General features: G+C 73.4%; 7 protein-coding genes. 1 reads left to right on the forward strand and 6 read right to left on the reverse strand.

The window, feature by feature from the left end; translation table 11 throughout:
• Window positions 1-61: 61 nt before the first annotated feature.
• Entirely contained in the window at window positions 62-1477 is a 1416-nt protein-coding gene (locus ACZ52J_RS41020; protein WP_465626346.1) for a COG1470 family protein, read from the forward strand.
• A gap of 528 nt (window positions 1478-2005) precedes the next feature.
• Here the strand turns inward: ACZ52J_RS41020 and ACZ52J_RS41025 are convergent.
• From ACZ52J_RS41025 to ACZ52J_RS41050, 6 genes are all read right to left on the reverse strand, one after another.
• The gene (locus ACZ52J_RS41025; RefSeq protein WP_465626348.1) at window positions 2006-2614 is read right to left on the reverse strand and encodes a hypothetical protein; all 609 of its coding nucleotides are present in this window, start codon (window positions 2612-2614) and stop codon (window positions 2006-2008) included.
• The gene (locus ACZ52J_RS41030) at window positions 2611-3927 is read right to left on the reverse strand and encodes a hypothetical protein (RefSeq protein WP_465626350.1); all 1317 of its coding nucleotides are present in this window, start codon (window positions 3925-3927) and stop codon (window positions 2611-2613) included. Before ACZ52J_RS41030 ends, ACZ52J_RS41025 begins: the two co-directional genes overlap by 4 nt.
• A 125-nt stretch (window positions 3928-4052) precedes the next feature.
• Window positions 4053-4865 (reverse strand): ATP-binding cassette domain-containing protein, encoded by an 813-nt coding sequence (locus ACZ52J_RS41035; protein WP_465626352.1) that lies wholly within the window; start codon window positions 4863-4865, stop codon window positions 4053-4055.
• 147 nt (window positions 4866-5012) lie between these two features.
• Complete coding sequence (locus ACZ52J_RS41040) at window positions 5013-5864, reverse strand: zf-HC2 domain-containing protein (RefSeq protein WP_465626354.1); 852 nt, start codon at window positions 5862-5864, stop codon at window positions 5013-5015.
• Window positions 5861-6391, reverse strand: a complete 531-nt coding sequence (locus tag ACZ52J_RS41045) for an RNA polymerase sigma factor (RefSeq protein WP_465626362.1) — start codon at window positions 6389-6391, stop codon at window positions 5861-5863. Before ACZ52J_RS41045 ends, ACZ52J_RS41040 begins: the two co-directional genes overlap by 4 nt.
• A gap of 298 nt (window positions 6392-6689) precedes the next feature.
• A complete protein-coding gene (locus tag ACZ52J_RS41050) occupies window positions 6690-7340 on the reverse strand; it encodes a hypothetical protein (RefSeq protein WP_360509044.1) in 651 nt (216 codons plus the stop codon).
• Between the last annotated feature and the right edge of the window lie 160 nt (window positions 7341-7500).

Raw genomic sequence — 7500 nt, forward strand, 5'->3', positions numbered from 1 at the left:
TGCCCACGGCTTGCCCGTACGGCCCTCTCCTCGGACCGTCCGGAGGTCCTACCGTCACGCTATGACCACATCCGCCGAACTCGGCCTGCCCGCACTGACGGTGGCCCCCGGTGGCGTGGCCACCACGACCCTGACGGTACGCAACGACCTCGACATCGTTGAGGCGTACTCGCTTGAGGTGGTCGGCGACTGTGCCGCCTGGACGACGGTGGAACCGGCCCGGGTCTCGCTCTTCCCGGGGACGTCCGAGACGGTGACGGTGCGCCTGGCTCCGCCGCGTTCGCCCGCCGCGCGGGCCGGTGACTTCCCGCTCGGCATCCGGGTGCTGCCGGCCGAACGCCCCGAGCTGGTGACGGTTCCGGAGACCACGGTCACCGTGACCCCGTTCCACGAGTTGCAGGCCGCCCTCGCGCCGCGCCGTCGCCGAGGCTGGCTGCGCGGACGCTACCGGACCTCGGTGCGCAATCTCGGGAACGCTCCCGGCACCGTCGTCCTCACTCCCGGACAGGCCGGCGAGGACCTGCGGTTCCAGGTCACCCCGGAGCGGCTGCGCCTCGCTCCCGGCGAGTCCGGCGAGGTGCGGCTGCAGGCACGCACCCGCAAGCTGATCTGGTTCGGCAAGCCGGCGTCCTGGCCGTTCGAGGTCACGGTGGGCCCGGAGGAGCCCGAAGCCCGCAAGGGCCCGGACGGCAAGGGCGCAGAGGGCAAGGGGGCGGACGGCAAGGGTCCGGAGGGCACGGCCGAGACCACCCCGACCCCAGCCCTGACGGCTGCTCAACGTCCGACCCTGGACGGTGAGTTCATTCAACTGCCGATCCTCCCCAAGTGGTTGCTCGCTCTTCTGGCGGCGCTGCTCGCCCTGCTGCTGGCCTGGTTCGCCCTGGTCCGCCCGGCGGTGCGCAGCTCGGCGAAGCAGGCCGCCGAGAAGGCCGTCGCCCAGCAGTCCGCCACCCCCGCCCCGGCTCCGACCCCCGGCGCCCCCGAAGCCGGCGCGACGCCGGCCCATTCCGGTGCGAGCCCCGGTGGCCAGAACAAGCCGGGCGCCGGGCAGCCGAGTTCCGGTCCCGGCGGCCGCACCCCCGGCCCGGGCGGCCTCGCGGTGCCGGGCACCGGTTCGCAGAGTTCCGCGACGATCGACGTACAGAGCGCGAACGCCGCCTCCGCCGTGGGCACTTACCAGGTGCCGCACGGCAAGGTCTTCGACATCACGGACATCGTGGCCGCCAACTTCCAAGGCGACCAAGGGCTATTGACCATCACGGCCGGAAACCAGACGATCACCACGATCGCCTTGGAGACCTTCCGCAACCAGGACTACCACTGGGTGACTCCCATCCAGGTCTCCGAAGACCAGGCCGTGACGGCGAGTGTGACCTGCGAGTCCCCGGGCACCCCGGCCTCGGGCAAGCAGGCGTCCACATGTCACGAGCTCCTCAATGTCAGCGGTTCGCTGAGCGACATCAGGCAGGGCAACTGATTCGGCACGCAAAGCGATCTTCCCTTCCCCGGGCAGTCGGCCCGGGGAAGGGCGCGCCGGATACCCACGATGTCGACGAGCCCTTTCGGCCCATTCGTCTCCGCGACCTCCCCCTTCCCCCGTATCTCCTCCTACAACCCGTGACCATGTCAACACCCACCAGTAACCGTGGCCGGTTCGAACAACCCACGGACAGCGCCGCACGGCCGCACCAGCCCGGCCGGCCCTGCCCTCACGGGACAACCGGTCAGGTCCCCGCAGGGCAACCCGGCAGGTCCCGGAAGGGCAACCGGTCCGCCCCCCGCGGACGGTGAAGTCTGACCCGGCGGCACCACCGCGGCGGCCCGTCCGGCCCGTCCGATCGCACCCTCCGCGCCTCCGCCCTGACCGACCGTCACCGGCCGTGGCCGGCACAAACGTTGATTTTACGACAAAGCCGGCCCCACCCGCTCGAGCCTGAACAGTGGTTCAGACCCGAGCGGGTGGGGCCGGCGGCGCCCGATCGGTACGTCCGGACGATCGCGTCGATCAACGACCGGACGATCCTCCGCGGCTCCCCCACCGGATGTAGGCGGCGGCGCCCACCACGGTCAGGACGGCGGGCACCGTCCTCGAGACGTCGGTGTGGGGCTCCTGGACCATCCAGGTCAGCGCCTCTCCGGTGATGTTGTCCCGCGGTCCCACCGCCAGCATGAGCAGCGCCCAGCCGACGGGCGGGGCCCAGGCCGCCTGCGCCCCGAACAGCACCGCCGCCAGAGCGGTCGTCGCGGTGAGCGCCGACACGGCCTGGACGAGGGTGCCGAGCGGCACGGCGTGCGTCTGCCGACCGGCAAGCAGGCCGACGGCGGCGAGCAGGCCGAGCAGGGCCCCGCCGAGCAGCGTCAGGTGGAGCGCGCGGATCAGCCGCCAGCGGGCGGGCGTACCACGTTCCAGTTCCTCGTCCGGGCCGGCCAGGGTGCGGGCGACAGCGGCGACTCCCAGCACCACGGCGATCAGGCGGACCATGCGGGAGCCCCCCGGATCGTCCATCCGGCACCCGGCCCAGGTGAGGGCGGCGGCGCACAGGAAGACCACGGCGGTCGCCGGAATCGCCCGGCTGCGCAGGTGCAGCACGAGGCCGCGCAGTTCCGGGGTCATCGGCCCGCTCCCTCGCCCGTGATGGCGCCCAGCGGGTCACCGCAGGTCAGCCCGGCCTTTCGGCTGTCCCCGATCCGCCGGTAACGCTCCTCGGCGGGCAGCGCGCGCAGGGTGTCGTAGGCCGTGCGCGCGAGGGGGCTCAGCTTGTCGGTGGGGGTGCCCAGAAGCAGTGCGGTGATCGCGTAGGCGGCGTCGCCCGCACGGGTCCTTTCCTGCTCTCCGGAGAAGCAGTCGAGGTCGACGACGGCGTTGTGGGCCACCACGTCGAGGAGGGTGGCCGGTTCCCACCGGATGCCGCCCTCCTGGGTCCGGTTCGGGAGCTGGACGCGCACCGTACCGGGGTCCTTGGCAGCGGCCGGCCGGTCGTCCTCGAGCTTCCAGGTCACCGGGTCCTCCTGGATCCGCTTCGGGCCGCCCGGCACCTCGGCGAAGGCGTCGAGCACCCTCCGGGCGGGAGCCAGGAGGTCGGGCAGCGCCCTGCTGTGCACCTTGGTGACGCAGACCCTGCTGTCCTCGGGTGAGCAGACCAGTTCGGTGGCCCGCGGGGCGGGGACGATCGCGCCGGAGGGCGCCAGCAGGGCACCGACCGCCAACCCGGCCACGGCCGGAGCCAGGGCCAGGACCCGGGCACGGGTGGTGGCCGCGACGGTCAGCAGCACGCCGGTGACCCCGAGGGCGGCGAACCAGACGCTCTGGGCCAAGGACAGCGAGGGCAGCACCCGGTGGAAGTCGTCCGTCACCGGCAGCATCGGGAGCACCGTGTCCACCAGGCGGTTCGCCGGCCGGCCGTCCCGTATCCGGCTCACCGTCAGAATCAGGAACAACAGCACCGCGCCCAGAGGCGCCGCGACCGGCGTCGGCGCCGCCCGTCCGATACCCAGCCCGAGCAGGGTGACCGCGACCGTGGCGAGCAGCCCCACCGCGAGGCCCAGCGGCCACTCGCCGTCGCTGAAGGTCGCGTGCCCGGAGACGATGACCGCGGCCCAGACGACCACCGCGGTCACGGCGAGCACCGCGGCACCGGCCAGCACCGCGACGGCCGGCAGCAGCCGGACCGGGCGCGGCCGCGGCGTCGCGGCGAACAGCTCGGTGACCGAGTTGCGACGCTCCCGCCCGCCGTGCCAGATCGCGGCGGCCAGCACCACCGGCAGTCCGGTCCAGGCGGTCGCCCGCATCGAGGAGACCAGGGGCGTCCAACTGGCCGCCCACTCCTGGACGTCCATCCAGAGGAAGGCACGGGTCACGGCGGCCATCACCAGGAACAGCGCCAGGGCGATCGAGCGCTTCGCCTCCAGGCGCACCATTCGGAACATCACGGTCTCCAGTGGTCGAGGGGATCAGGACAGGCGGGGTGTCGCAAGGGCGATCAGGGGGGTGATCGCAGGGCGATCAGGGGGGGTGATCGCAGGACGATCAGGGGTGACCGGGGGTGCGCCGCCTACGCGCCGGCGCCGGCCTTCGCCTGGCGGTGCCGGCGCAGGATGGCGGAGTAGCCGCGCTCGATGTCGCTGTCGCCCGGGTCGGTGTCGGTGCCCGCGGCGCGGAGCCCGTCGACGTGGCCCGCGAAGACCGTGGCGCCCTCGTCGATCAGCACGACGCCGGTGCAGGCCGCGCCGACGTCCTCGACCAGGTGGGTGGAGACCAGGACGCAGGACCGCTCGCCGATGTCGCGCAGCAGAGCGCGCAACTCCAGGCGCTGGGCGGGATCCAGGCCGACCGTGGGCTCGTCGAGGAGCAGGATGTCGGGGTCGTTGACGATCGCCTGGGCGATGCCCGCCCGGCGCAGCATGCCGCCGGAGAGCGAGCCCATCCGGTCGTCGGCCCGTCCGGTCAGGTCGACCCGGTCGATGGCGTGCTGCACCGCGTCGGCCGCCTTGTGGCCGGGCACCTCCTTGAGCCAGGCCATGTACTCGACGAACTCGCGCACCGTGAACCGCCGGTAGTGCCCGAACGCCTGCGGCAGGTAGCCCAGCCGGCGGCGCAGCTCCCGCAGTTCGCCGCGGCTGCGGCAGGCGCTGCCCAGGAGTTCCAGCTCGCCGCTGTGCGGGGTCAGGACGGTGGCGAGCGTACGGATCAGGGTGGTCTTGCCCGCCCCGTTGGGACCGAGCAGGCCGTGCACGCCGACGCCGAGGTCCAGGTCGATCCCGTCGACCGCCAGGCGGCGGCCACGCCGCACGGTCAGCGCGCGGGCCCGGATGTGGTGGGAGTAGCGGGTGGGGGCGATCTCGCTCGCGGTACCGGTGACGGGCATGGTCGGGTCTCCTCGCAGTACGGGTGCAGGGCAGGGCAGGACACGGCAGGGCAGGTGGAAGGCGGCACAGGTGGCCGCCGGCGCGGGCCGGGGAAAGGCGGGGCCGGGCCGGGGAACGGCGGCGTCCACGAAGGACGACGGGCCGGGTCAGCGCCGGTGCACGCGGGCCTCACGAGAGTGCAGGTAGGTGTTGCGGCACAGGACGACGGCGACGCCCAGGGCCGCGGCCGCGGCCGCCCACCCAGGGGCGGCGGACTCCCGCAGGTAGACCGGAACGGTCCTGTCGTCCATCGCGGGGATGACCACGAACGCGGCCCAGCCGACGCCGAGTGCGGTGGCGGCACGCTGGACGCCCAGCCTGCTGCCCAGTGCCAGGGCGGCGCAGGTCAGCGCGAGGGCGGGCAGCAGGACCAGCGCGGGCGCGGTGCCGGTGATCCAGCCGCCGACCGCCAGCGGCGGGATCACGAAGGCCAGCACGGCCACGGTCCGTCGCAGGACCAGCGCGAGCCCGGCCCTCGGAGTCGTGGCGACCAGCTCGTGGACCGGATCGGTGTGCGGGCCCCAGCTCAGGGCCACGCCCAGCAGCGGCATCGCCGGGGCCAGGAGCAACAGGGTCGGGGAGTCCCGCGCGACGGCCGACGCCAGGACCAGGGCGCAGAGGACGACGAGCACGAGCGCCGCGACCCACGGCCCGAACGCCGGGGCCGCCCACCGGGCCAGTTCCCCCCGCACCCGCCGCCACCGGCGCCGACGCACCGGCGACAGGGACGCCGACAGGCGCTCGCGCACCTGCTCCACCAGCGCGGTGGCCGCCGGGCTGTGGGCGAGCGACACCTCCGCCAACTCGGACCGGCAGACGGCGCACCGCTCCAGATGCGCCTCCACCGCCCACAGCTCCCCGACACTCGGGCCCTCGCTCCGGCCGTCAGTCGGACCGGCCGGGGCGTCGGGGCCCAGCACGTAACTCACCAGCAGCCGACGGGGGACGTGCGCAGTCATGACAGGGCCTTTCGCAGGTCGAGGCGGGCACGGCGGGCACGGGTCTTGACGGTTCCCTCGGGAATCCGCAGCAGCGCGGAGGTCTCACGGACCGTCAGCCCGTCGAGCACCATCGCGGTCAGGACCTGGTGCAGCTCGGGCGCGAGCCGGTCCAGGGCCGCGCCGAGGTCACCCCCGATGACGGAATCGAGCACCTCGTGCTCGGCCGAGGGCGCCGGCCCCGGGGCGGCGGACGCGGGCGGGAGGGCGCTGTGCCGGCCTCGCACCCGGAAGGCGTCCACCAGCCGACGGGCGGCGATCGTCCACAACCAGCCGCCGGCCTCCTCGCCGCGCATGCTGTCGGCAAAGGATCCGGCCGCCCGCCACACCGCCAGGTACGTCTCCTGCAGGACTTCGGCGACGATCTCGTCGTCCGCGCAACGCCTGCGCAGACGCGCCGTCAGCCAGGGCGCGCTGCGCCGGTACAGCTCGTCGAAGGCTGCGGTGTCCCCGCGGGAGATCCGCCGGACCAGTTGGGCCTCGGTCATCGAGGCCGGTGAACGCTTCACGTCCTGGTCTTACGGAGCGCCGGGCCTCCCGGTTTTCCCCCGGCCAGTGATGCGCGTCACATGGCCGATCCGGGCCGGGCCCAGGTAGCGGAGAACGAGCCGATCACCCGCCGCGCCCGGGACGGCCGAGGCGCGCCGGCTGTGCCGTGGACGGCGCCCTGCAGCCCTACGGTCACGAGGCCCGGCCCCGGAGGAGGGTGCGGAATCGTGCGAGCGCGCCCACGGCCGCGGCCACGCCGATGAACCGGTCGATGCCGTCGATGGCGTCGTAGGTACGTCAGCGAACCACGCCGTCGTCGGCACCGTCACCGGCGGCCAGTCGGCGGCCCTCCGCCAGAAAGGCCATGACCCCCGTGACACCGCCGAGTTCACGCATCCGCCGGGCAGCGCCGAAGGGCGCGTTCCAGAAATCGCCCTGCCGAGGAATGTGCGGGCCGACATAGGCGTACGGCTCCGACAGGAACGCGTCACCGGGCGAGACACCGTAGTTGACGCCGTCGACGGTCACCCCGATGTCGAAGTGCTCGGGCCAGATGACTGGCTCCGCGCCGGGGAACAGCCCGCGCAACGCGGCGTCGCCAAGCGCGAAGCAGTGCAGGAGCCGGCCGGCAGCGGACGGGTCCACCTCGACCGCGTCATCGACGGCGACGCCCAACCCGTCCTCGTACAGCCCGACGGGAGCACCGACCGCGAGCCCGAGTGCCGCTCCGAGTGCGGTACAGGTGGTCCACTCGAGGGACAGCACCTCCCCCGGCCCGACCAGCTCAGCGCCGATCACCCGCAGGCGCGGCTCGACACTGGTCGCGAAGCCGCCCGCGCAGGCACGCAGGCGGATCGTGCCGCCCACCCGGTGCTGAGGCCCAGCCAGCACCAGCTGGGCCACCGCGTGCAGGGAACGGCGGGTGCGTACGAACGTCTCGGTATCCATGGAAGCCATGGTCTCGCAGAAGGGCTCACGGCGGTGTGGACACCCTGATCACGACATACGAAAAACCCCCATCCGGGATCCGGATGGGGGCTCTTCTGAAAGATTGTTCGGCGGCGTCCTACTCTCCCACAGGGTCCCCCCTGCAGTACCATCGGCGCTG

The organism is Kitasatospora sp. NPDC034035 (assembly GCF_055575755.1).